The sequence below is a fragment of the Flavobacterium niveum genome (assembly GCF_055231775.1).
Window position 1 is genome coordinate 1 of the sequence record NZ_JBUYSX010000023.1, and the last position, 348, is coordinate 348.

Consider the following 348-nt stretch of genomic DNA (forward strand, 5'->3'; position numbering starts at 1 on the left):
CGAAACCGGTAAAACATCAGGTTTTGGATGGACGATGAGTTGTACCGCTTTTATCGCGTAGCATGCTGTGGCATCGCCCGCAGCTACTACCCTGATGTATACGTTACCCGAGCCTTCGTAGGCTGTAGGGTCGGCAATCTGGCCTGCTGTACCACCTGCCTGTGCGGTGGCATTGCTGGTATAGTAGGTAATGGTGTAACCAGTTTGGTTGCCCACGGCCTGGTTGCCCGCAGGTACCAGGTTGAACAATGCCGTACCGTTGTTGCTTGCATCATCACACGCTTCAAGCGCTGTTGGCGTGGTAAGTACCGGCGGGTGTACTATCGTTACTACAAACGAGGTCTCATC

General features: G+C 53.7%; 1 protein-coding gene. It reads right to left on the reverse strand.

The window, feature by feature from the left end:
- Positions 1 to 348: hypothetical protein (locus tag ACZIX4_RS19965; protein WP_463337416.1), on the reverse strand; the 348-nt coding region annotated here is incomplete at both ends.